This is a genomic window from Roseivivax sediminis (assembly GCF_900112685.1).
In the GTDB taxonomy this organism is placed as follows: domain Bacteria; phylum Pseudomonadota; class Alphaproteobacteria; order Rhodobacterales; family Rhodobacteraceae; genus Roseivivax; species Roseivivax sediminis.
In genome coordinates this window covers 215,674-238,240 of sequence record NZ_FOMS01000009.1, presented here as the reverse complement: position 1 = coordinate 238,240, position 22,567 = coordinate 215,674, and the positions used below count along the sequence as shown (strand labels likewise).

The following is a 22,567-nucleotide window of genomic DNA, read 5'->3' as shown; positions in this document are numbered from 1 at the left end:
GCCGACCAGAAATACGTGGTCAACACGTCCGAGACCACGAACATGGCGCATTTCATCAACACCGAGACCTACGAGATCGACCACAACATCCTCGTCGACCAGCGCCCGCGCTACGCGCAGTACACCGCGGACGGCACCCGGCTTTACGTCTCGTCCGAGATCGGCGGCACGGTGTCGGTGATGGACATCGCCGAGGACGGCACCCCGACGCTGACCCAGAAGATCGAGTTCGAGGTGCCGGGGGTACAGCCCGAATGGCTGCAGCCGGTGGGCGTGAAGGTGACCGAGGACGGCTCCCGCGTGTTCGTGGCGCTGGGACCTTCGAACCGCGTCGCGGTGATCGACGGCGAGAGCCTGGAGGTGCTCGATTACATCATGGTCGGCCAGCGGGTCTGGCAGCTCGCCTTCACCCCGGATGAGCAGTACCTCATCACCACCAACGGCAATTCCAACGACGTCACCGTGATCGACGTCGCCGAAGAGGAGGCTATCCGCTCCATCCAGGTCGGCCAGCAGCCCTGGGGCGTCGTCGTCCAGCCGGATTGAGGAAGGCCGGCGATCGCGGGCACCCGCGATCGCCGCACGTTCAGCCGGTGTTGCGCAGCCCCGACGCCACACCGTTGATCGACAGGAGCAGGCCGCGGTGCATCCTCTCCGTCAGCTCTTCACCCGACCGGGCGCGGCGCATCAGCGCCACCTGGATGTGGTTCAGCGGGTCGAGATAGGGGCTGCGGTCCGACGGTCCGGTGTTCGGCCGCTCCCCGGTGATCTGTTCGATCGCGTCGACCGTCGCCTCCCATTCCGTGCGGATCTTGCCGAAGATTCGGTCCCGCAGCGCCTCGTCCTCCACAAGCTCCGCGTAATGCGCCGCGATTGACAGGTCGCTCTTCTCGATCATCGAGATGACCTTGGACACCATCGAATGGAACACCGGCAGTTCTTCGTAGAGCCGGGGCAGGGCCGCGCGGGCACCCTCGTCCAGGTCCGCGACCGCCGAGCCGAACCCGTACCAGCCCGGCAGCATGATCCGGCACTGTGCCCAGGAGAACACCCAGGGGATCGCGCGCAGCGACGTGATCTCGCGCGTCTTGCTGCGCGAGGCCGGGCGCGAGCCGATATTGAGCTCCGCCACCTCGTTGATGATCGTGGAAGACCAGAAGAATTCCTCGAAGCCATCGGTTTCGAAGACAAGCTCGCGGTAGGCGCGGAAGGCGTGGCCGGAGAGCGCTTCGAGGATCTCCTCGGCCTCGTCGTTCACCTTGTCTTCTCCGTGAAGGAGCGACGCCTCGATCGTGGCGGAAACGAGCGTGCGCAAGTGGTCGTGGCCGATCTCGGCGTGGGAATAGCGCGAGGAGATGACCTCGCCCTGTTCGGTCAGGCGGATCTGGCCATCCACGGCGCCGGGCGGCTGGGCGATGATCGCCTCGCGCGCGGGGCCGCCGCCGCGGCCGACCGACCCGCCGCGCCCGTGGAACAGGCGCAGCCGCAGCGACCGCGCCTTGAACAGCGCGACGAGCGCGCGTTCGGCCTTGTGCAGTTCCCAGTTCGAGGTGACGAACCCGCCGTCCTTGTTGCTGTCCGAATAGCCCAGCATGATTTCCTGCGTACCGGACTGGCCGTCGACGATGTGCTGGTATTCCGGCAGGTCGAGCAGGTCCGACATGATCTGTGGGCCCATCTGAAGGTCCGCGATGGTCTCGAACAGCGGCACCACGGCGAGCGCGCAGCGCCCCTCCTCATCGACGAGCCCGGCCTGTTTCAAGAGTACCAGAAGCTCCAGAACGTCCGACACCGACCGTGCGTTGGAGATGATCGAGGTGGTGATCGCCTGCGGGCCGAAACGCTGCCGGATCTCGCGCGCGGCGGCGAAGATGTTCAGCTCCGTCTGCGTGGCTTCCGAATACGTCCAGAACGGGCGGATGAGCGAGCGGGGTGAGGTCAGTTCCTCACGCAGGAGCTTGATGCGCTCGGCTTCCGGCAGGGCGGTATAGTCCGTGCCGGGCGCGACCGCCTCCAGCAACTCGGCGATGGTCGCTTCGTGCACGGCAGAGTTCTGGCGCAGGTCGACGGTGGCCAGGTGGAAGCCGAAGCTGCGCACCTTCTGGCGCAGCTCGCGCAGCCTTCCGTCGGCGATGATCGCGCCATGATGCGCGCGCAGCGACGCGTCGATCGCGTCCAGATCGGCCACGAACTCTGCCGGTTGGGAATAGGGCAGCGCAGGCACGGCCACGCGCGCCGGCGGCGTGTCCGGGTCGATGTCGCGCAGTGTCGCGGCGAGCCGGGCATAGACGTGGACGAGCACCCGGCGATAGGGTTCGTCCTGCCGGTGATCGGAGCGGTCGGGCGAGGACGCGGCCATCTCCGCGATGCGTTCGCTCACCTCGACGACGCGCGCGGACATGGACAGCTCCAGCCCCAGCGCATCGACTTCGGACAGGTAATGCGCCAGCGCGTGCCCGGCCTGCAGGCGGAAGCAGTCGCGCAGCACCGTATCGGTGACGAACGGGTTGCCGTCGCGGTCGCCGCCGATCCAGGTGCCGATCCGCAGGAACGGCGGCACGTCGTCGGTGCGGGGCAGGTCCATCGCGCGGCCCGCCTCGCGCATGATCTTGGGCACCGCCTGGAAGAAGGTATGGTCGAAATAGGCCAGCCCGTTGCGGATCTCGTCGTTCACGGTCAGCTTGCTGCGGCGCAGCATGTGGGTCTGCCAGAGCGTCGCGATCTCGCGCTCGATGGCGGCGTCGATCTCCTCCGTGTCGTGGGCGGATGTGCGGGCATCCAGCAGGCGCACGATGGCGAATTCCGACCGCATCGTGCTCTGGCGCCGGATCTCCGTCGGATGCGCGGTGAGGATCGGAGAGACGAGTGCCTCGCGGAAGAACTTCTGCAACTGCTCGTTGGTCATTCCCGTTGCGCGCACGGCGTCCAGCAGGTCGCCGAGACGGGACCGCTTGCTGCGCTCGAAGGCCAGAGTCTCCTGGTCCTGGGCGATGTTCAGAAGATGCAGGAAATAGGTGAAGGCGCGGACGACCTGAAGCGTCTGCGGCTCCGACAGCCCGTCGATCGTGCGCCGCAACTTGGTATAGGCGGTCTGCGACCCGCTGCGGTGATGCTCGACGGAGGCGATCCGCAGGCTTTCCACCGTATCGAAGGCGTGGCCGCCCTCGTGCAGGTGCAGCACCCGGCCTAGGATCTTGCCGAGAAAGCGGATGCCGTCATCTGAGGGCGTGTCTTGGGCGGTCATCGGGGTCTCCCTGCGGATGTCTGTCCGCACTCGGTGGCCCCCGGCCTCGTCCGTGTCAACGGTCAGGGCCGGGGGCGGAGGGGGCCCGCGCCGCGCGCGCGCACGCGGCGGGCAGCGCCGCCGCGTGTTGTCCCGAAGTTCAGCCGATGGCTTCCAGCACGGCTTCGCCAAGGCCCGCGGGGCTGTCGGCGACGACGATTCCGGCGGATTTCATCGCCTCGATCTTGTCGTCGGCGCCGCCCTTGCCGCCGGCGACGATGGCGCCGGCGTGGCCCATGCGGCGGCCCGGAGGCGCCGTGCGGCCGGCGATGAAGCCCGCGGTCGGCTTCCAGCGGCCCTTCTTCTTCTCCTCGGCGAGGAACGCCGCGGCGTCTTCCTCGGCCGAGCCGCCGATCTCACCGATCATGATGATCGCCTCGGTCTCGTCGTCGGCCAGGAACCATTCGAGCACGTCGATATGTTCGGTGCCCTTGATCGGATCGCCGCCGATGCCCACGCAGGTCGACTGGCCGAGGCCCACATCGGTGGTCTGCTTGACCGCCTCGTAGGTCAGCGTGCCCGAGCGGGACACGACGCCGACCTTGCCGCGCTTGTGGATGTGGCCGGGCATGATGCCGATCTTGCACGCGTCCGGCGTGATCACGCCGGGGCAGTTCGGACCCACGAGCACCGACTTGGAGCCTTCCAGCGCGCGCTTGACCTTGAGCATGTCCTGAACCGGGATGCCCTCGGTGATGCAGACGATCAGCTCCATCTCCGCGTCGATCGCTTCCATGATCGAATCGGCCGCGAACGGCGGCGGCACGTAGATCGCGGACGCCGTCGCGCCGGTCGTGTGGCGCGCTTCGTGCACGGAGTTGAAGATCGGCAGGTCGAGGTGATTCTGCCCGCCCTTACCGGGGGTGACGCCGCCGACCATGTTGGTGCCGTAGGCGATGGCCTGCTCGGTGTGGAAGGTGCCCTGCGAGCCGGTGAGACCCTGGCAGATGACCTTGGTATGCTTGTCGACGAGAACTGCCATTGATCTTACCCTTTCACCGCGGAAACGATCTTTTCCGCGCCGTCTTTCAGATTGTCCGCCGCGATGACGTTGAGGCCAGAGGAGTTGATGATCTCCTTGCCCTTCTCGACATTCGTGCCTTCCAGGCGAACCACGAGCGGAACGTTCAGGCCGACTTCCTTCACGGCCGTCACCACGCCTTCCGCGATCACGTCGCAGCGCATGATGCCGCCGAAGATGTTCACCAGGATCCCCTTCACGTTCTTGTCGGACGTGATGATCTTGAACGCCTCGGTCACCTTCTCGGTCGTGGCGCCACCGCCGACGTCGAGGAAGTTCGCCGGTTCGGAACCATGCAGCTTGATGATGTCCATCGTCGCCATCGCGAGGCCGGCGCCGTTGACCATGCAGCCGATCTCGCCGTCGAGTGCGATGTAGTTGAGGTCGTACTTGGACGCCTCGAGTTCCTTGGCGTCCTCCTCGGTCTCGTCGCGCAGCGCGGCGATCTCGGAATGACGGTAGAGCGCGTTGCCGTCGAAGCCCATCTTGGCGTCGAGGCACATGAGATCACCCTTGTCGCTCACGATGAGCGGGTTGATCTCGAGCATGTCCATGTCCTTCTCGGTGAACATCTTGTAGAGGATGCCCATCAGCTTCACGCACTGCTTGACCTGCTGGCCCTCGAGTTCGAGCGCGAAGGCGATCCGCCGGCCGTGGAACGGCTGGTAGCCGGTGGCCGGATCGACCGAGAACGACAGGATCTTCTCGGGAGTCGATGCCGCGACTTCCTCGATGTCCATGCCGCCCTCGGTGGAGCAGACGAAGGCGACGCGGCTGGTTTGCCGGTCGACGAGCAGCGCGAGGTAAAGCTCGCGGGCGATGCCCGAACCGTCCTCGATGTAGATGCGGTTGACCTGCTTGCCCGCCGGGCCGGTCTGGTGCGTCACCAGGGTACGGCCGAGCATGCGCTTGGCTTCCTGTGCGGCCTCCTCGACCGACTTGGTCACGCGCACGCCGCCCTTCTCGCCGGCGTCGGCTTCCTTGAACGAGCCCTTGCCGCGGCCGCCGGCGTGAATCTGCGCCTTCACCACCCAGATCGGGCCGTCGAGCTCTCCGGCGGCGGTCTTGGCCTCTTCGGCCCTCGTGACGGCGCGGCCGTCGCTGACGGGCGCTCCGTATTCGCGAAGCAGTGCCTTCGCCTGATATTCGTGGATATTCACGCCTTCTGTTCCTCCCGTGGTGCAGGCCATAATGGCCGGCTGCGTGGTTGGCTTACTTGATGAGCGGCAGGAGCTTCTTGAAGGCCGGTGTCCCGGCCTGTCCAAGCCACTCGAACACGACCATCTCGGTCGTGACGATTCCGATGCCGGAGGCGTGCAGGCGCGCGATGCACGCCTGTTCGCTTTCCAGGGTCCGCGATGCGGTGGCGTCGGAGACGACGAAGACCTCGTAGCCTTCCTCGATCAGGCTCGCCGCGGTCTGGACGACGCAGATATGCGCTTCCATCCCGGCGAGAATCGCCTGCTTGCGCTCGCTGCCCCGAAAGGTGGCAGCGAAATCGCTGTCTTCCATACACGAAAAGTGCATCTTGGGCAGGACGGTCGTCTTGGAGGTCGGTTTCAGTTCCGGCACGGTGGCGCCGAGGCCCTTGGGGTACTGCTCGGTCATGATGACCGGCACGCCGACCTCCTCGGCCGCGGCAAGCAGGGTCCGGGTGTTGCGAATCGTCCGGGCCGGAGCCTGCATCGCGGGCACGAGGCGCTCCTGCATGTCTATGATGACGAGGATGGAATCCTGTGCGCGAATGAGCATGACGGTCTGATCCCTCCCTAGGCCCGGCGCGCGGACGATCTGCCCGACAGGCGGGCGCTTGGTCTTCTACGTGGTATGCCAAATACCACCGAGTTGAGGCTGCATCAAGTGGCGGAAAAGACTGGCTTCGCAAGACGAATCCAGGGGAACGGATGCGAAAACGAGCGGAGTCCCGCAATTCCAAAAGATCCCGGGTTCTTTCGCTGCGCTGCAACAAAATGGCGTTTTTCACCGCGTCTAGCCCGTCTGCCGAGCGGCCGAAAGAATCTCAATTTATATTGACGCACCAGATAATTACCCGATTTTGCGAGAAGGTGGTGCAAGACCCTGGAAAGCTCGCCCGACTGTAAAAAAAGACACCGGAAACCCGCGATGTTAGGGTGCTCCACCAGATACCAACCGTGCAGTCGCAGCGACGAATGCCGCCGAAAGACAATTGCGTGGCGCAGGTGTGTGGTCTATGGTGTACCACAGATCGAAGATGCGTCGCAGGCCGCACTGACAAGATGGAGACAGGAGCATGAAGCTTCGGCCGATCGCGACGAATTTCACCCTTAAGGACCACGTCTACGACAAGCTGCGAGAAGCCATTACACAGATGGATATCTATGCTTCAGACGCCGATCTGCGCCTCGACGAAAGGTCGCTTGCCGAGCAGTTGGGCATCTCCCGCACGCCGCTGCGGGATGCCATCGCAAGGCTCGAAGGCGACGGTCTGGTCCAGGTCATTCCGCGCAAGGGCATCTTCGTGCGCCGCATGAGCATGGACGAGGTGCTCGAGACGATCATCGCCTGGGCCGCGCTCGAGAGCATGGCGGCCCGGCTCGCGGCGGAGCGCGCCTCGGACCGGGAAATCGGGTCGCTGCGCAAGCTTGCCACCAAATATAGCGGCGCGGCAGACAGTGCCGAGATCTCGGAATATTCCGAGGACAACATCCGGTTTCATCAGCGCATCCTGGAAATCTCCAAGTGTGCGCTGCTGAAGAGCATGAGCGACGGGTTGTTCCTGCACATGCATGCCGTCCGTCTGCGCGCGATCGGGGAGGGGGACCGGCTGCGGCGGTCCAAGGTCGATCACGCGGAGATCATCGAAGCCCTCGAATCGCGCGATCCGGAACTGTCGGCGCAGCGTGTGCGCGAGCACACCATGCGGCTGCACGAACACGTGCGGCGTACATGGGTCCGGTTGGATATCGGGAGCGAGAAGAAGGACTCAGCCTGAGAGGGGCGGGTCGGGCCGGAAGACCGGTCAGAGTTAACGGGAGAACAGCAAAATGAACGTAGCCGCCGTAACAGAAGAAAGGTCCGCCGGGAACGAACCGGCGCCCGAGACCCTGACGGACGGGTTTCACCTTCTGATCGATGCGCTGAAGCTGAACGGCGTCGAGACGATCTACAACGTGCCGGGCATTCCGATCACGGACCTCGGCCGCTACGCGCAGGCGCAGGGGCTGCGGGTCCTGTCCTTCCGGCACGAACAGCATGCCGGCTATGCCGCCGCCGCCGCTGGCTTCCTGACCAAGAAGCCGGGCATCTGCATGACCGTTTCGGCACCGGGCTTCCTGAACGGCCTGACCGCGCTGGCGCATGCCACCACGAACTGCTGGCCGATGATCCTCATCTCCGGCTCGTCCGAGCGTGAGGTCGTCGACCTGCAGCGCGGCGACTACGAAGAGATGGACCAGCTGGCGATCGCTCGTCCGCATGCCAAGGCCGCCTACCGGATCCTGCACGCGGAAGACATCGGTCTCGGCGTTGCCCGCGCGATCCGCGCGGCGCTGACCGGCCGTCCGGGCGGCGTCTACCTCGACATCCCGGGCGCTCTGCTGGGCCAGGTGATGGACGAGGTCGAGGGCCAGAAATCCCTGATGAAGGTCGTCGACCCGAGCCCGGCCAGCGTGCCGAACCCGGAAGCGATCGACCGCGCCCTCGACGTGCTGAAAAGCGCGAAGAAGCCGCTGATCATCATGGGCAAGGGCGCGGCCTACGCGCAGGCCGACGAGAAGATCAAGGAACTGGTCGAAACGCTCGGCTTCCCCTACCTGCCGATGTCGATGGCCAAGGGCCTTCTGCCGGACAACCACCCGCAATGTGCCTCCGCCGCGCGGTCGCTGGTGCTCAAGGAAAGCGACTGCGTCTTCCTGATCGGCGCGCGCCTCAACTGGCTGCTGAGCCATGGCGAAGGTCCCGGCTGGGGCGAGAAGGGCAGCAAGAAGTTCGTCCAGATCGACATCGAGCCGTCGGAGATGGACAGTAACCAGAAAATCTCCGCGCCGCTCGTCGGTGACATCGGCAGCTGTGCCGATGCCCTGCTGCAGAAGATCGGCGGCAAGTGGGAAAAGCCGTCCGAGGAATGGACCGGCGCGGTCCGTACCAAGGTCCAGGGCAACATCGAGAAGATGGCGCCGCGGCTGAAGAACAACAATTCGCCGATGGACTACCAGGGCTCGCTCGGCGTCATCAAGGACCTGATGGCCGAGAACCCGGACGTCGTTCTGGTCAACGAAGGCGCCAACGCGCTCGACCAGTGCCGGTCGATCGTCGACCTGCACAAGCCGCGCAAGCGTCTTGACGTGGGCACCTGGGGCATCATGGGTGTCGGCATGGGCAACGCCGTGGCCGCCGCGGTCGAGACCGGCAACCAGGTCCTCGCCGTGGAGGGTGACAGCGCCTTCGGGTTCTGCGGCATGGAGGTCGAGACCGTCTGCCGCTACAACCTGCCGGTGTGCATCGTCATCATGAACAACAACGGCATCTACCGCGGTGACGGCGAGAACTGGGGCAACACCGACGATCCGTCGACCACGGTCTTCGTCAAGGACAGCAAGTACGAGCTGATGATGCAGGCCTTCGGCGGCGTCGGCGTGCGGGCCGACAGCCCGGACGCACTGCGCCAGGCGATCAACGAAGCATTCGCCAGCCGCAAACCCACGCTGATCAACGCGATCATCGCCGAAGATGCCGGCAAGGAAAGCGGCAATATCGGCAACCTGAACCCGTCCTCGGTCGTGGCGCAGCAGCGCTACCCGCAGGCACAGAAAATCAAGTGACTGGGGAGGCACTTAGTCAGATGAAGGCACTCGAAGGCGTCAAGATCCTCGATTTCACCCACGTGCAATCAGGACCGACCTGCACGCAGCTCCTCGCCTGGTTCGGCGCGGACGTGATCAAGGTGGAACGGCCGGGGGTCGGCGACGCGACGCGCCAGCAGCTGGTGGATGTTCCGGGGGCGGACTCGCTCTACTTCACCATGCTGAACCACAACAAGCGGTCGATCGAGCTCAACTCGAAGAACGAGACGGGCAAGGAAGTCCTCACCCGCCTGATCGAAACCTGCGACGTCATGGTCGAGAACTTCGCGCCCGGCGCGCTCGACCGGATGGGCTTCACCTGGGAACGCATCCAGGAGATCAACCCGAAGATGATCCTGGCCTCGGTCAAGGGCTTCGGCCCGGGCAACTACGAGGACTGCAAGGTCTACGAGAACGTCGCCCAGTGCGCGGGCGGCGCGGCCTCGACCACCGGTTTCCGGGACGGTCCGCCGCTGGTGACCGGTGCGCAGATCGGCGATTCCGGCACCGGCCTGCACCTCGCGCTCGGCATCGTCACGGCGCTCTATCAGGCGCAGCGCAGCGGCCAGGGCCAGAAGGTTCTCGCGCCGATGCAGGACGGGGTCATCAACCTCTGCCGTGTCAAGCTGCGCGACCAGCAGCGTCTGAAGGCGGGTCCGCTCAAGGAATACTCGCAGTACGGCGAGGGTATCGAGTTCGGCGAGGCGACCCCGCGCGCCGGCAACGATTCCGGCGGCGGTCAGCCGGGCCGGATCCTGAAGTGCAAGGGCTGGGAGGACGATCCCAACGCCTACACCTACTTCATCACCCAGGCCGCGGTCTGGGAGAAGATCTGCGACCTGATCGGCGAGCCCGAGTGGAAGACCAAGGAAGGCTACGCGACGCCGCCCGAGCGGCTCGACAAGCTGAACGAGATCTTCACGCGGATCGAGGACTGGACCAAGACCAAGACCAAGTTCGAGGTCATGGACATCTGCAACCCGCTCGGCATCCCGGTCGGCCCGATCCTGTCGACCAAGGAGATCATCGAGGACGACGGGCTGCGCAAGACCGGCACGATCGTCGAAGTCGATCACCCCAAGCGCGGGAAGTATGTCAGCGTCGGCTGCCCGATCAAGCTCTCGGGGAGCCCGGTGGAGGTCACCCGTTCGCCGCTTCTGGGCGAGCACACGGTGGAGATCCTGCGCGAGGTGCTCGGCTATGACGGGGAGGCTCTGGCCAAGGTCGTCGAGTCCGGTGCCGTCGGCGACGTGAACAAACAGGCAGCTGAATAGAAGACCACACATGGGGGGTGAGACCGACGCAAGAAGCGGACACCCCTCGTCCTGGGAGGACATTGATGCGACTGATCGTGATGGGTCAGCAGGCGTTCGGCAAGGACGCCCTGGCTAAACTTTTGGACACCGGAACCGACGAAGTCGTGGCCGTCTACTGCGAGCCCGACAAGGAGGGCAAGCCGGTCGACCCGATCAAGGAATTCGCGCTGGAAAAGGGCCTGCCCGTCGAGCAGCCGGCGAATTTCGATGACCAGGCGACAATCGACAAGCTCGCCAGCTACAACGCCGACCTGATGGTCATGGCCTTCGTGAACGTATTCGTTCCCGAGGCGGCGCGCGACACACCCACCCACGGCTCGATCTGCTTCCACCCGTCGCTTCTGCCGCTGCACCGCGGCCCTTCGGCGGTGAACTGGCCGATCATCATGGGCTCGACCAAATCCGGATACAGCTGGTTCTACCCGTCCGACGGGCTCGACGAAGGCGACAGCCTGCTGCAGTGGGAATGCGAGATCGGCCCCGACGACACGGTGATCGACCTCTACTTCAAGAAGATCTACCCCCATGCGGTCGACAGCGTGCTGACCGTCGTCGATCACTTCCGCGACGGCAATCCGCCGCGTATCGTGCCCGACGAGAGCCAGGCGACCTACGAGCGCCGCTGCAACAAGAACCACGCGCGGATCGACTGGCACAAGCCGGTCGGCCAGGTCTACAACCTGATCCGCGGCACCAACCCGGCCCCGGGTGCCTGGACCACCTACAACGGTGACGAGCTCGGCATCTTCGACAGCGAGCGGGTGCCCGGCGACGGCATCTCGGGCCGGATCCGGGAAATCACCGATGCCGGCATCTCCGTTCAGGCCGTGGGCGGACGTGTCCTGATCAAGCGCGTGCGGCCCGCGGGCGAGGCCAAGAAGGTCGCTGCCAGCGAATGGGCCTCTTCCGTCGGGCTCGCGCCTGGCGATTCTTTCGGCAAATGATCCAACGAAAACTTCGGGAAGCAGTTCTATGAGCGACATCGAAATCGCCCGCGCAGCGAAAAAGAAACCGATCCAGGAGATCGGTGAAAAGCTCGGCATTCCGTGGGAGCATCTGCTGCCGTTCGGACATGACAAGGCCAAGGTCTCCGAGGACTTCATCAAGTCCCTCAGCGACCGCAAGGACGGGCACCTCGTGCTCGTGACCGCGATCAACCCGACGCCGGCTGGCGAGGGCAAGACCACCACGACCGTCGGTCTGGGCGACGGCCTGAACGCCATAGGCAAGACCGCGGCGGTCTGCATCCGCGAAGCCTCGCTCGGCCCGTGCTTCGGCATGAAGGGCGGCGCGGCCGGCGGCGGCTACGCGCAGGTGGTCCCGATGGAGGACATGAACCTCCACTTCACCGGCGACTTCCACGCGATCACCAGCGCCCACAACCTGCTGGCCGCGATGCTCGACAACCACATCTACTGGGGTAACGAGCAGCAGGTGGACATCCGCCGCATCGCCTACCGCCGCGTGATGGACATGAACGACCGGGCCCTGCGCCAGATCGTCTGCAACCTCGGCGGCGTCGCCAACGGCTTCCCGCGCGAGGCCGGCTTCGACATTACCGTGGCGTCGGAAGTGATGGCGATCCTCTGCCTCGCCACCGACCTGGCCGACCTTGAGCGTCGCCTCGGCGACATCATCGTGGCTTACCGCCGCGACAAGACCCCGGTCTTCTGCCGCGACATCAAGGCCGACGGCGCGATGACCGTGCTTCTGCAGCAGGCGATGCAGCCCAACCTCGTGCAGACGCTGGAGAACAACCCGGCCTTCGTGCACGGCGGGCCCTTCGCCAACATCGCGCACGGCTGTAACTCGGTCGTCGCCACCACCACGGCGCTCAAGCTCGCCGATTACGTGGTCACCGAAGCCGGCTTCGGCGCGGACCTCGGCGCCGAGAAGTTCATGGACATCAAGTGCCGCAAGGCCGGCCTGAACCCCGAGGCGGTCGTGATCGTCGCGACGGTGCGGGCGATGAAGATGAACGGCGGCGTCGCCAAGGCGGACCTCGGCGCCGAGAACGTCGAGGCGGTGAAGGCCGGCTGCGAGAACCTCGGCCGTCACATCGACAACGTGAAGAAGTTCGGCGTGCCCGCCGTGGTCGCCATCAACCACTTCGTCACCGACACCGATGCCGAAGTGAAGGCCGTCCAGGAATACGTCGCCACGCAGGGGACCGAGGCCGTGCTCTGCAAGCACTGGGCCGAGGGCTCCAAGGGCACCGAGGACCTGGCCAACAAGGTCGTGGAGATCGTCGAGAGCGGCAAGGCGTCTTACAAGCCGCTCTATCCCGACGAGATGCCGCTCTTCGAGAAGATCGAGACCATCGCCAAGGAAATCTACCACGCCGACGAGGTGGTCGCTGACAGCAAGGTCCGTGCCCAGCTCAAGGAGTGGGAAGACCAGGGTTACGGCAACCTGCCGGTCTGCATGGCCAAGACGCAGTATTCGTTCACGACCGATCCCAGCCGGCGCGGTGCTCCGACGGGTCACAGCCTGCCGGTGCGCGAAGTGCGCCTGTCGGCCGGGGCCGGGTTCGTCGTGGTCGTCTGCGGCGAGATCATGACCATGCCGGGCCTGCCCAAGGTGCCGTCCGCAGAGTCGATCTGCATCAACGACGACGGCCTCATCGACGGTCTGTTCTGATCATGGCGCAGAGCAGCCTGCATACGATCATGATGCCGGTTCGGGGCGATGGCAAAGGGCCCAAGCTCTTTGCCCACGCCTCGGCGCTGGCCAAGCGCTTCGGTGCACATGTGAAAGTCGTGCACTGCCACCCGAAGATGGAAGACCTTATGCCCATGGGCGTGGTCATTCCCAGCTTCCTGCGCAAACAATTGCAGGAGGCCTCGGAAACGAGTGCCTCCAGCGAAGAGGACTTCCTGCACGAGAAGTTCAGCGCTGACGCCGTGAAACACGGTGTCAGCGAACAGGACCCGGAAACGGGCAAGCCGACGGCGAAATTTTACGAATACGTCGGCAAACAGGTGGAGGCGGTTCGCCACTTCGGCCGGCTGTCGGACCTGATCTGCGTCGCCAAGCCGTCCAAGACCGAGAACCTCGGCTTCAACACGCTGAAGGAGGCGCTGTTCTCCTCTGGCCGGCCGGTGATGATCTGCACCGAAAGCGATGCGACGGACATGCAGATCGGCCGCCATGTCTCCATCGGCTGGAACGGATCGCTGGAAGCCACCCGCGCGGTGGCTCTCACGATGCCGCTTATCGAGACGGCGGAAAAGGTGACGATCCTCACGGGAGGAGGGTCCGAGCATTCCGCCACGGCGACCGAGTTCCAGGAATATCTGGCAAACCGCAGCGTAACCGCGGATATTGTTCAGTTCGACGTCCGCGGAAACGCAGGGCGTCAGCTTCTTAAGAAGTCAGGCGAGGTAGGGGCCGATCTGCTGATCATGGGCGCCTATCACGAGAGCTATGAACGCGAGACACTGCTGGGTGGAAACTCGGCGGCGGTCGTCGAGGAGGCGACGATCCCCGTGGTCATGGTGCACTGACACGACGTTTCTAGGGAGGACAGGAAAGGAGGAAACGGAAAGACGGACGACGACATATCGGGGCGCAAGATAAACCAACAAGCGTCGATCCCGACGGGAGAGACAGCGAATTCGCTCCGACACAGTTCCAATCAAGGGAGGAAGACCAATGAAATTCTTGAAAACTCTGACGATGAGTGCCGCTGCGCTCGCCATCACCGCGCCCGCGGCGCTTGCCGAATGGCAGCCGCGCAAGCCGGTCGAGTTCATCATCATGGCCGGCACCGGCGGCGGCGCGGACCAGATCGCGCGCCTTCTGCAGGGTCTCATTCAGTCCAAGGGCATGAGCCCGCGCCCGTTCATTCCGATCAACAAGCCGGGCGGCTCCGGTGCGGAAGCGCTGTCCTACATGGCGGGCAAGGAGGGCGATAACCATACGCTCCTCGTGGCGCTGAACAGCTTCTACACCACGCCGATCATCCAGGAAGACCTGGCGATCGACATCACCGAGCTGGCGCCGATCGGCCGGATGGCGATGGACACGTTCCTGCTCTGGGTGAACTCGGAGCGCGACGACATCACCGACCTCGACAGCTACGTCGAGAAGGTGAAGGAAGCGGACAGCGCATGGCGCGTCGGCGGCACCGGCTCGGGCCAGGAGGACTCCATCCTCACCGCGATGATGGAGAAGGAAATGGACTACGAGGTCACCTACATCCCGTTCCCGGGTGGTGGCACCGTGGCCAAGAACCTCGTCGGCAACCAGGTCGATTCGACGGTGAACAACCCGGCCGAGCAGATGGAGTTCTGGCGCGCCGGCAACACCAAGCCGATCGTGCAGTTCAACGAAGAGCGCGAGCCGCCCTACGAGGACGTGCCGACGGCTCAGGAGCTGGGTGTGGACATCGTCTACTACATGCAGCGCTCCATCGCCGGTACCAAGGGAATGGATCCCGAGGCGATCGAGTGGTACCAGAACCTCTTCCACGAACTGTTCCAGTCCGAGGAATGGCAGAACTACTGCGAGACCGACGGTTTGACCTGTGACGAGTGGCTGACCGGCGACGATCTCGCGGCGTTCCACGAGTCGCAGATGCAGCGTCACCGGGAGCTGATCGAAGAGGTCGGCGCCGAAAGCATCACTAACAAGTAACCAAGCCTAAAATTGCCGGGCCGCCCCGCGTGGCCCGGCAATCATCAGACAACAACCCGCAGCAACCGATCCAGCCCGAGTGTCCGACGGACACGACGTGGGGAGAAGACAGGGCGCGAGAGTCGTGGGCCGTGCGGGAGTGGAGGAACTAAATGTCTGTTCGTACGGCTGAATTGCTTATGGCGTTGGCCATGCTTCTAGCGTCTATCGGCCTGATGGCGGATGTCTATTTCGGCGACCTGGTGGTCGGATGGGTGCCCGGACGCGGACCCGGCTCCGGGATGTGGCCGTTCTGGCTTTCCCTCGGAATGGCGCTTGCGTCGGTCTGGACGCTCTGGCGCTGGTATACCGGGGTCACCCCGGAATCGCGGAATAACAATCCATACATCGACCCCGAAACGGTGTTCATGGTCGGTGTCACTGTTGCGGCGCTCTTCTTCCTGCTGCTGCTCAGCAACTACATCGGGCTCTACTTCTCGATGATCCTGTTCCTGCTGTTCTACGTGAAGGGGATCGGGCGTCACGGATGGGGTGTCACCATCGGTGTCACGCTCGGTGTGCCGATCGGGATCTACCTCCTGTTCGAGGCCGCGTTGAACAAGTACCTGCCCCGCGGCCTGCCGTTCTTCGAGAACATTATCCTGTATATCGACGATTTCCGCTACTCGATCATGTATTGAGGGCGGTCCTCGCCAAGCAGCCTTCCAACAGTGGACACGACAATGGACACAATTCTCAGCTTGCTCGGCGCGGGGCTCCTTCAAGCCTTCGAGCCGCTAAACTTCGCGATGATCTTCCTCGGCTGTCTGGCCGGTCTGTTCATCGGTGCAATGCCCGGCCTGGGGTCAGTCAACGGGGTGGCGATCCTGCTTCCCGTAACGTTCCTGGTGCCGCCGACGGCCGCCATCATCTTCCTTGCCGCGCTGTACTACGGCGCAATGTATGGCGGGGCGGTCTCGTCGATCACGCTCGGTATTCCGGGCTCATCCACCGCCGTTGCGACGGTCTTCGACGGTCGGCCAATGGCGCAATCCGGCAGGGCCGACCAGGCGCTGATGGCCGCGGCCATCGCGTCTTTCATCGGTGGGACGATCTCGGTCATCCTGTTCACCGGTTTCGCGCCACCGCTCGCCGCCTTCGCGCTGAAATTCGGCCCGCAGGAGGAATTCGCGCTGATGCTTGTGGCCTTCGCCACCTTCATCGGCCTCGGCGGTGACGACATACCCAAGACGATCTTCTCGATCCTGATCGGTCTCGTGCTTGCGGCCGTCGGCTTCGACATCATCTCCGGCAATCCGCGCCTGATCTTCTTCGACATGGTCGAGTTCCAGCGCGGTATCGAATTCCTCGTGCTTGCCATCGGCATCTACGGCATCGGTGAGATGATCTGGACGCTCGAGCATACCAAGGGCGCGGTGCAGATGCACAAGGTGCAGATCACGCTCAAGCGGGTCTGGGACAACTTCAAGCAGATCAAAGAGTACTTGCCGACCACCGCCATGGGCTCCGTTGTCGGCTTCTTCGTCGGCACTCTGCCGGCGGCCGGCGCGACGCCCGCGTCGCTGATGTCTTATGGCCTGGCGAAGTCGTTCTCCAAGGACGGTGACAGCTTCGGCAAGGGCAACGTGGCCGGCGTCGCGGCGCCGGAGGCGGGCAACAACGCGGCCTCCACCGGCTCCATGCTGCCGATGCTGACGCTGGGCATTCCCGGCTCGCCGACCACGGCGATCCTGCTCGGCGGCATGATCATCTGGGGTCTGCGCCCGGGGCCGCTGCTGTTCTCGGAAAGCCCGGACTTCGTGTGGGGCCTGATCGGGTCCATGTACGTCGCGAACTTCGTGACGGTGGCACTGAACATCGCGCTGATCCCGGTCTTCATCCGGGTGCTGGCGATGCCCTTCACCATCCTCGCTCCGATCATCTTCGTGCTCTGCGTCGTCGGCGTGTTCGCGACCACCGACCGGATGTTCGACACCTGGCTGATGCTTCTGCTGGGCTGCATGGGCTACCTGATGCGCAAGCTGAACTACCCGGTGGCGCCGGCGGTTCTGGCCATCGTGCTCGGCCCGCTCACCGAACGGTCGCTGCGCCAGTCGCTGATCTCCAGCCAGGGCGATCCGATGACCTTCATCGAGCGTCCGATCTCGCTGGTCTGCATCCTGATTGCGGTGGCGCTGGTCAGCTATCCCTTCGTGCAGAAGATGATCCGCAAACGGAAAGAGCCGGCCGAGGCCGCCGAATAGCCGGATCCAGATCTCTGAGACCTGAAAGGGGCCCTTCCGGGCCCCTTTCTTTTGTCAGCTTTCGTAGCGTGTGTTGCCGCGCCTGTTCTCGTCGATCGGCAACTCTGTGAACAGCGGCTGATGGGCGCGTTGCAAACAGTTCTGCCGCGGGCAGAGGTGACAGTTGATGCCGATAGGTGCGTAGAGCTTGGGATCGTCGATCTTGTAGCTGGACGCATAACGGATCCGATGCGCGTACCCGGCTTCGCAGCCGAGTGCGAGCGTCAGACGACGGTCCTGGGTCTCTTCGGAAAAGACCGGGCGGTGGACCGTCCGGCTGATCGTGAAATAGCGGTCGCCGTCGGGCAACTCCACGAATTGCGGCATGATGACCCCGGGGGTGTAGAAGGCCGTGTGGATATTCCACACCGGGCACGAGCCGCCATGTTCGGCGAGGTGGAAGGAGGTGGAGTTGAACCGCTTGGTGACGTTGCCGGCCTTGTCGATGCGGATGAAGAAGAACGGCACCCCGCGCGAGCCTTCGCGGTTCAGCGCGGTCACTCTTTGGCAGACCTGCTCGAACGTCGCACCGAAGGCCGCCGCGACGCGGTCGAAATCGTAGCCGGTGCTTTCGACCTCCGCGAAGAAAGCGTCGTAGGGCATCAGGAAGGCCGCCGCGAAATAATTCGCCAGCTCCACGCGCAGACGCGCGAGAGCGGGCTGCGCGGTGATGCCGCTGGTGTCCGCGATTTCCGCGATCAGGTCGGGAAATTGCACGGCGCACAGCACGTGCGCCAGCTGGAAGACCCGATTCGCGTTGTTCAGCGCCTGCGAGAGATAGATGATTCGCGCGTTCTCGTCGTAGTAGCGCAGAGCGTCGCCCATCGAATCGATTCGCTGCACCTCCACGCTGATGCCGTGATTCACCATCAGCCGGTCGCGCAGTTCGGCATAACGATTCTCGGGGGAGGTGAACCGACCGTTCCAGACCTCTTCAGCCGCCGCCTCGAGTGCCGGGAAGTGATTCTCGTGATCGCAGAAGAAGTCGTGAATCAGCGTCTCCGGCGACGTCCGGAGCAGCTCACCCCCGGTTTCCGATCCGCCCATCTGCATCACCTTCTCGAGTGCCGAGCGATGAGCGGTGTGGAGTTGCAGGAACTGGTCGACCAGGCGCGGGGCATGGTCGATGGCGCCGCGAATCTCCTGAAGGTCGGGTTTGTCGCCCGTGAAGATCGGGTCCTGTACGGCGCTGCGCAGGGCGGCGATGCGCCGGCTGCTGTCATCTTGCGTGAGCTCGCGCCAGTCGATGTCATAGTTGTCGGCGATCCGCGTGAGCATCTCCACGGACAGCGAACGCTGGTTGTTTTCAAGCAGGTTGACGTAGGACGCGCTGATCCCGAGCGTCTTGGCCATCTGCGCCTGGGTCTGTTTGCGCTCGCGGCGAAGCTGGCGCAGCCGGGGGCCGATCAGGGTCTTGGACATGGCGTATTTACAACATTACGGAAAGTGGTGTTAGTAAGGTTTACTCTACACACATTTACTTTTTTTTCATAGCGGATTTCGCTCACGCAATTACATTACGCGCACGATTTGATGACGTGGCGGCGAAACAGGAGGTATTTCCCGATGGCCCACAAGATCCTGATCCTCGGCGCCTCTTACGGCTCTCTTCTCGGCACCAAGCTGCTCATGGCCGGCTACGACGTGACGCTGGTCTGCCGGCGCGGCACCGCCGATCTGATCAATGCCGAAGGCACCGACGTCCGCATTCAGCTTCGCGACGAGGACGAGCACCGTTCGTTCAGGTCCGCCGACATGCCCGGCACGCTCGACGCGATGCCCCCCGAAGAGGTCCAGGTCGGCAATTACGACATGGTGGCGCTGGCGATGTCCGAGCCGCAATACGCCTCGGACTCAATTCTCGACCTGCTGCACCGCGTGGCCGAGGCCGGCCTTCCGTGCCTGTCGATCATGAACATGCCCCCGCTGCCCTACCTGCGGCGGATCGAGGGGCTCGATACCGGCCCGCTGGAGCCCAGCTTCAGCTGCCCCGAGGCTTGGAACGCGTTCACGCCGGGCTGCGTGACGCTGTGCAGCCCCGACCCGCAGGCCTTCCGCCTGCCCGAGAGCGGCGCGAACGTGCTGCATGTCGGCCTGCCGACCAACTTCAAGGCCGCGCCCTTCGAGAAGGAGGAGCACACGGCGTTGCTTCGCGAGATGAGCGAGGCGATCGACGAGCTGCGCGTCGACGGCAAGGACATCCCGGTGAAGCTCAAGGTGTTCGATTCGCTCTTCGTGCCGTTCGCGAAGTGGTCGATGCTCCTGACCGGTAACTACCGCTGCGTTCAGCGCGACGGCGTGCGCCCGATTCAGGAGGCCGTGCACAGCGATCTTGAGCGGTCGCGTCGGGTCTACGAGCAGGTCGACAACATCGTCACGCGCCTCGGTGCCGATCCGTCCGACCTCGTGCCGTTCGAGAAGTACGCCAAGGCAGCGGAAGGGCTCCTCAAGCCGTCCTCCGCGGCACGTGCCATCGACAGCGGCGCTGACGCGATCGAGCGTGTGGACCTTCTGGTCAAGCTAATCGCGGACCAGGTCGGCGCATCTTCGGCGGAGCTCGACGACATTTCGGCGACCGTCACCAAGCGGCTTTCTGAGAACCAACGCGCCGCCGCCTGACAGGCAGCGCCGGCACACCCTCGGGGGAGGACAGAATGGAAGACTTCGCGGATACCCCGCTCGGCCCCGATGCGACCGACAGCTTCTTCCGCAGCCGCCTGGATCGGACCGATCCGGCGCTGTCGGCGATGATCGGCCGCGAGCTTGGCCGCCAGCGCGACGAGATCGAGCTGATCGCGTCCGAGAACATCGTCAGCCGCGCGGTGCTCGACGCCGCCGGCAGCGTGCTGACCAACAAGTACGCGGAAGGCTATCCGGGCCGGCGCTATTACGGCGGTTGCCAATACGTCGACGAGGTCGAGACGCTGGCCATCGAACGCGCGACAGAGCTGTTCGGCTGCGGTTTCGCCAACGTGCAGCCCAATTCCGGTTCGCAGGCCAACCAGGGCGTGTTCCTCGCGCTGGCCAAGCCGGGCGACACGATCCTCGGGCTCAGCCTCGACGCCGGCGGGCACCTGACCCACGGCGCCCGGCCGAACATGTCGGGCAAGTGGTTCAACGCGGTGCATTACGGCGTCGACGCCGAAACCCACCGCATCGACTACGACGCGATGGAGGCGCTGGCGGTGGAGCACAAGCCCGCCATCATCATCGCCGGCGGCTCGGCCTATCCGCGTCACATCGACTTCGCCCGCTTCCGCGCGGTGGCGGACAAGGTCGGCGCCTACCTTCTGGTGGACATGGCGCATTTCGCCGGGCTCGTCGCGGCGGGGCTGCACCCCTCGCCGTTCCCGCACGCGCATGTGGCCACCACCACGACGCACAAGACCCTGCGCGGCCCGCGCGGCGGCATGATCCTGACGGGTGACGAGGCCATCGCGAAGAAGGTGAACTCGGCGATCTTTCCGGGTCTCCAGGGCGGCCCGCTGATGCACGCGATCGCCGGCAAGGCGGTGGCCTTTGGCGAGGCGCTGCAGCCGTCGTTCAAGACCTACGCGGCAAGCGTGATCGAGAACGCGCAGACCCTGGCGAAGACGCTGGTCGACGCGGGCTTCGCGATCACCTCGGGCGGCACGGACACGCACCTGATGCTGGTCGACCTGCGCCCCAAGGGCGTGACCGGCAACGAGGCCGAGAAGGCGCTCGGCCGGGCGCACATCACCTGCAACAAGAACGGCGTGCCGAACGATCCCGAAAAGCCGACCGTGACCAGCGGCATCCGCCTTGGCACGCCGGCCGGCACCACCCGCGGCTTCGGCACGGAGGAGTTCACGCGGGTCGGCACGATGATCGACAAGGTGCTGACGGGCCTGGCGCAGAACGGACCCGACGGGAACGGAGAGGTCGAGGCGGCCGTGAAGGCCGAGGCAATCTCGCTCTGCAAGACCTTCCCGATCTACGGCGACATGTGAATACGGACGACGGAGGACAAAAGATGTCTGGATTCAAAGGACTGGCCGTACCCGGCCCCACCAATATGCCCTTCGAGGTCCGTCAGGCGATGGACGTGGCGCTCGAGGATCACCGTGCCCCGGATTTCCCGGAGTTCACGCTGCCGCTGTTCGCCGACCTCAAGAAGGCGTTCAAGCTCGAGAACGGGCACGTCTTCGTCTATCCCGCCTCGGGCACCGGCGGCTGGGAAGCGACCGTGGCCAACCTGCTGGCCCCCGGCGACAAGGTGCTCGCCTCGGTCTTCGGCCAGTTCTCGTATCTCTGGGTCGACATGTGCCAGCGCTTCGGACTCGATGTCGACGCGATCGACTGCGAATGGGGCACCGGCGTTCCGGTCGAGCTTTACGAACAGAAGCTCGCCGCCGACAAGGAGCACAAGATCAAGGCCGTGCTCGTCACCCACAACGAGACCGCGACCGGCGTGACCAGCGACGTCAAGGCGGTGCGCGAGGTGCTCGACAGCCTCGGCCACCCGGCGATGCTGTTCGTGGACGGCGTCAGCTCGATCTGCTCGCTGCCCTTCGACCAGGAGGCGTGGGGCGTCGACGTCGCCGTGTCCGGCTCCCAGAAAGGGCTCATGCTGCCCACCGGCCTCGGCATCGTCGGGGTGAGCCAGAAGGCGCTCGACAACCGGCCGAAGCAGGGCTTCCCGAAGTGCTTCTTCGACTTCGACGACATGCTGAAGACGAACAAGGACGGCTTCTTTCCCTACACGCCGGCCACCACGCTGCTGCGCGGTCTGCGCGCCTCGCTCGACATGCTGTTCGACGAGGGGCTGGAGAATGTCTGGGCGCGGCACCATCGCCTTGCCGAGGGCTGCCGCCGCGCGGTCGACGCCTGGGGCCTGTCGCTCTGCGCGAAAGAGCCGAAGTGGAACTCCGACACGGTCAGCGCCATCGTCGTGCCCGAGGGGCATGACGCCAACGACGTGATCAAGGCCGCCTATCACAAGTATGACCTGTCGCTCGGCGCAGGCCTGTCGAAGGTGGCGGGCAAGGTCTTCCGCATCGGTCACCTCGGCTACATGAACGAGCTGATGGTGATGCAGGCGCTGTCCGGCGCGGAACTGGCCATGCGCGACGCGGGCATCCCGTTCGAAAGCGGCGCGGGTGTCGGCGCGGCGGTGGACTATTACGCCTCGACCGAACAATCTGCGGCTCTGGCGGCCCAATAAACGGTCGCTGCGGCGCGCG

The 22,567-nt window shown here is 64.6% G+C and carries 18 protein-coding genes; 13 read left to right on the top strand and 5 right to left on the bottom strand.

What is annotated here, in order from left to right:
* The coding region (locus F3H57_RS15295) for a PQQ-dependent catabolism-associated beta-propeller protein (protein ID WP_149756789.1) at window positions 1-546 on the top strand (546 nt) is incomplete at its 5' end.
* A 40-nt stretch (window positions 547-586) separates the two neighbouring features.
* Here the strand turns inward: F3H57_RS15295 and ppc are convergent.
* The 4 genes from ppc to F3H57_RS15275 all read right to left on the bottom strand — a co-directional run bounded on the left by ppc (window position 587) and on the right by F3H57_RS15275 (window position 6,056).
* Window positions 587-3,244: a phosphoenolpyruvate carboxylase gene (gene ppc, locus F3H57_RS15290; RefSeq protein WP_149756788.1), complete on the bottom strand. Its 2,658-nt coding sequence runs from the start codon at window positions 3,242-3,244 to the stop codon at window positions 587-589.
* 139 nt (window positions 3,245-3,383) lie between these two features.
* Window positions 3,384-4,265 (bottom strand): succinate--CoA ligase subunit alpha, encoded by an 882-nt coding sequence (gene sucD / locus F3H57_RS15285; RefSeq protein WP_149756787.1) that lies wholly within the window; start codon window positions 4,263-4,265, stop codon window positions 3,384-3,386.
* Window positions 4,266-4,270: 5 nt separating this feature from the next.
* A complete protein-coding gene (sucC, locus tag F3H57_RS15280; RefSeq protein ID WP_149756786.1) occupies window positions 4,271-5,464 on the bottom strand; it encodes an ADP-forming succinate--CoA ligase subunit beta in 1,194 nt (397 codons plus the stop codon).
* Between the two features lie 52 nt (window positions 5,465-5,516).
* The gene (locus tag F3H57_RS15275; protein WP_149756785.1) at window positions 5,517-6,056 is read right to left on the bottom strand and encodes a hydrolase; all 540 of its coding nucleotides are present in this window, start codon (window positions 6,054-6,056) and stop codon (window positions 5,517-5,519) included.
* 520 nt (window positions 6,057-6,576) lie between these two features.
* Between F3H57_RS15275 and F3H57_RS15270 the strand changes: the two genes are divergently transcribed.
* The 9 genes from F3H57_RS15270 (at window position 6,577) to F3H57_RS15230 (ending at window position 17,324) form a co-directional block, all read left to right on the top strand.
* Complete coding sequence (locus tag F3H57_RS15270; protein WP_149756784.1) at window positions 6,577-7,278, top strand: GntR family transcriptional regulator; 702 nt, start codon at window positions 6,577-6,579, stop codon at window positions 7,276-7,278.
* A gap of 52 nt (window positions 7,279-7,330) precedes the next feature.
* Complete coding sequence (gene oxc, locus F3H57_RS15265; RefSeq protein ID WP_149756783.1) at window positions 7,331-9,106, top strand: oxalyl-CoA decarboxylase; 1,776 nt, start codon at window positions 7,331-7,333, stop codon at window positions 9,104-9,106.
* 20 nt (window positions 9,107-9,126) lie between these two features.
* Window positions 9,127-10,401 (top strand): formyl-CoA transferase, encoded by a 1,275-nt coding sequence (frc, locus tag F3H57_RS15260; RefSeq protein ID WP_149756782.1) that lies wholly within the window; start codon window positions 9,127-9,129, stop codon window positions 10,399-10,401.
* 65 nt (window positions 10,402-10,466) lie between these two features.
* Window positions 10,467-11,387 (top strand): methionyl-tRNA formyltransferase, encoded by a 921-nt coding sequence (locus tag F3H57_RS15255; protein WP_223163093.1) that lies wholly within the window; start codon window positions 10,467-10,469, stop codon window positions 11,385-11,387.
* A gap of 28 nt (window positions 11,388-11,415) precedes the next feature.
* Window positions 11,416-13,083: a formate--tetrahydrofolate ligase gene (locus F3H57_RS15250; RefSeq protein ID WP_149756781.1), complete on the top strand. Its 1,668-nt coding sequence runs from the start codon at window positions 11,416-11,418 to the stop codon at window positions 13,081-13,083.
* A gap of 2 nt (window positions 13,084-13,085) precedes the next feature.
* Window positions 13,086-13,949, top strand: coding sequence for a universal stress protein (locus tag F3H57_RS15245; protein WP_149756780.1), 864 nt, complete (start codon window positions 13,086-13,088; stop codon window positions 13,947-13,949).
* A 148-nt stretch (window positions 13,950-14,097) separates the two neighbouring features.
* Window positions 14,098-15,081 carry a Bug family tripartite tricarboxylate transporter substrate binding protein gene (locus F3H57_RS15240; protein ID WP_149756779.1) on the top strand — a complete coding sequence of 328 codons (984 nt, stop codon included), beginning with the start codon at window positions 14,098-14,100 and terminating at the stop codon, window positions 15,079-15,081.
* A 191-nt stretch (window positions 15,082-15,272) separates the two neighbouring features.
* On the top strand, window positions 15,273-15,761 hold the full coding sequence (locus F3H57_RS15235) for a tripartite tricarboxylate transporter TctB family protein (RefSeq protein ID WP_188129707.1): 489 nt from the start codon (window positions 15,273-15,275) through the stop codon (window positions 15,759-15,761).
* A 42-nt stretch (window positions 15,762-15,803) separates the two neighbouring features.
* Window positions 15,804-17,324 carry a tripartite tricarboxylate transporter permease gene (locus F3H57_RS15230; protein ID WP_149756777.1) on the top strand — a complete coding sequence of 507 codons (1,521 nt, stop codon included), beginning with the start codon at window positions 15,804-15,806 and terminating at the stop codon, window positions 17,322-17,324.
* 54 nt (window positions 17,325-17,378) lie between these two features.
* On the opposite strand, the gene F3H57_RS15225 is transcribed toward F3H57_RS15230, so the two are convergent.
* On the bottom strand, window positions 17,379-18,785 hold the full coding sequence (locus F3H57_RS15225; protein WP_149756776.1) for a helix-turn-helix domain-containing protein: 1,407 nt from the start codon (window positions 18,783-18,785) through the stop codon (window positions 17,379-17,381).
* A 144-nt stretch (window positions 18,786-18,929) separates the two neighbouring features.
* On the opposite strand from F3H57_RS15225, the gene F3H57_RS15220 reads away from it, so the two are divergent.
* The 3 genes from F3H57_RS15220 to F3H57_RS15210 are packed head-to-tail and all read left to right on the top strand — an operon-like array spanning window position 18,930 to window position 22,548.
* A complete protein-coding gene (locus tag F3H57_RS15220) occupies window positions 18,930-19,982 on the top strand; it encodes a ketopantoate reductase family protein (protein ID WP_149756775.1) in 1,053 nt (350 codons plus the stop codon).
* Between the two features lie 35 nt (window positions 19,983-20,017).
* Window positions 20,018-21,334 carry a serine hydroxymethyltransferase gene (gene glyA, locus F3H57_RS15215; RefSeq protein ID WP_149756774.1) on the top strand — a complete coding sequence of 439 codons (1,317 nt, stop codon included), beginning with the start codon at window positions 20,018-20,020 and terminating at the stop codon, window positions 21,332-21,334.
* A 23-nt stretch (window positions 21,335-21,357) separates the two neighbouring features.
* Complete coding sequence (locus F3H57_RS15210) at window positions 21,358-22,548, top strand: aminotransferase class V-fold PLP-dependent enzyme (protein ID WP_149756773.1); 1,191 nt, start codon at window positions 21,358-21,360, stop codon at window positions 22,546-22,548.
* The last annotated feature ends 19 nt before the right edge of the window (window positions 22,549-22,567 follow it).